Genomic DNA, 2183 nt, shown 5'->3' with positions numbered 1-2183 from the left:
CGTCATGTTCTACTGGGACGACGAGGTCGTCGACCCCAACGTGTCGCCGCTCAACGGGGCGACGCCGGAAACCTTCGGCGTCGGCACGATGCTCAAGAAGATCGACGACTACACCGTCGAATGGACGTTCAAGGAAGCGTTTCCGAGGCAATATCTCTATGCGATGGCCTACGGCACCTTCTGCCCCGGCCCGGCGCACATTTTGAAGCCGCAGCATCCGAAATATTCGAAGAACACCTACGACCAGTTCAAGAACGCCTTCCCGCCGGAATACATGAACATGCCGGTGATGGGCGCCTGGGTGCCGGTCGAATACCGCCCGGACGACATCATCGTCATGCGGCGCAATCCTTACTACTGGAAGGTCGACGAGAAGGGGAACCAACTGCCGTATCTCAACGAGCTGCAATACAAGCTCTCGACCTGGGCAGATCGCGACGTCCAGGCCGTCGCAGGCTCGGGCGACTTCTCCAATCTCGAGCAGCCCGAGAACTTCGTCGCCTCGCTGAAGCGCGCGGCTGACAAGAACGCGCCGGCACGGCTTGCCTTCGGTCCGCGGCTCATCGGCTACAATCTGCGTATGAATTTTTCCGCCAATGGCTGGGGCAACCCGGACGAGCGAGGCCAAGCGATCCGCGAATTGAACCGCAACGAGGATTTCCGCAAGGCCGTGACCATGGCGATCGACCGCAAGGCGCTCGGCGACTCGCTGGTCAAGGGACCGTTCACCGCCATCTATCCCGGCGGCTTCTCCTCCGGCACCAGCTTCTATGACCGCAAGTCGACGGTTTATTACCCGTTCGATCTCCAAGGGGCCAAGGCCGAGCTCGCCAAGGCCGGTCTCAAGGATACCGACGGCGACGGCTTCGTGAACTTCCCGGCGGGCACCACCGGCGGCAAGAACGTCGAGATCGTGATGCTGGTCAACAATGACTACACCACCGACAAAAGCCTTGCCGAGGGCGTCGTGGCGCAGATGGAGAAGCTTGGGCTGAGGGTCGTGCTCAACGGGGTCAACGGCACGCAGCGCGACGCGATCCAGTATTCCGGCCGCTTCGACTGGCTGATCCGGCGCAATGACCAGGAGCTCACCTCCGTTGTGCAGAACACGGAGCAACTCGCTCCGGTCGGTCCCAAGACCAGTTGGAACCATCGCGCGCCTGAAAGCGGCGAAGTCGATCTGATGCCGTTCGAGAAGGACCTCGTCGACATCGTGAACAAGTTCGTCACGACGCAGGACAACGACCAGCGCGCCGACCTGATGAAGAAGTTCCAAAAGATCTCGACCGAGCACGTCTACAATGTCGGGCTAACCGAATATCCCGGCGCGCTGATCGTCAACAAGCGCTTCTCCAACATCCCGCAGGGAACGCCGATCTTCATGTTCAACTGGGCCGAGGATTCGATCATTCGCGAACGCGTCTTCGTCGCAGCCGACAAACAGGCGAAATATGAGCTCTTCCCCGACGAGCTTCCCGGCAAGCCCGGAGACAAGGGGCCGATGAACTAGTTAACCTCCCTGACGAAGAGAACTCCGGTCGCGCCAGCTGGCGCGGCCGGACAAAGCCAAATCTCCGGTGCGCCCAAGGCGCGACCGGCCAGCAAAGGAAGCCGACCATCCATGTTGCGATTCCTGCTCATGCGCATAGCGTCGGCGCTTCCCGTGCTCGCCATCTTGAGCCTGGTCACCTTCGCCATCATCCAGGCGCCGCCGGGCGACTATGCCGACTACATCAAATCGCAGCTCATCAACCAGGGCGGCGCCTCCTATGCCGAGGCGGATGCACAGGCCCAGGCCTACCGGAAAGAACACGGCCTCGATAAGCCGCTGCCCGTTCAGTATCTCAACTGGATCGGCGGCATCGTCACGCGCGGCGATTTCGGCTACAGCCTCTACTACAACAGGCCGGTGGCGGACGTGGTCGGCGAGCGCCTGCCGCGCACGCTGCTCCTGGCGCTGGTCTGCCACCTGCTCGCCTCGGTGCTGGGCATAAGCTTCGGCATTTGGGCGGCGACCCGCCAGTATTCCTGGATCGACTCGACGCTCTCGGCCATCTCCTTCCTCGGCATGACGGTGCCGCGCTTCCTGATGGCGCTGATCATCGTCTACCTGCTGGTCTTCCAGTTCAACGTGTCGGAGATCGGCAGCTTCTTCTCGCCGCGATATGGCGGCGCGCCATGGT

2 protein-coding genes are annotated in these 2183 nt (G+C 61.7%); both read left to right on the top strand.

Annotation, left to right across the window (positions count from 1 at the left end):
* On the top strand, nt 1-1510 hold a 1510-nt coding region (locus EOA75_RS32135; protein WP_127326087.1), incomplete at its 5' end, for an ABC transporter substrate-binding protein.
* 111 nt (nt 1511-1621) lie between these two features.
* A partial coding sequence (locus EOA75_RS32130) for an ABC transporter permease (protein ID WP_164747727.1) occupies nt 1622-2183 on the top strand: 562 nt, incomplete at its 3' end.

The sequence above is a fragment of the Mesorhizobium sp. M1A.F.Ca.IN.022.07.1.1 genome (assembly GCF_003997575.1).
Classification (GTDB): Bacteria; Pseudomonadota; Alphaproteobacteria; order Rhizobiales; family Rhizobiaceae; genus Mesorhizobium.
The sequence above is the reverse complement of the archived record's forward strand: the minus strand, read 5'-3'. Positions and strand labels throughout refer to the sequence as shown.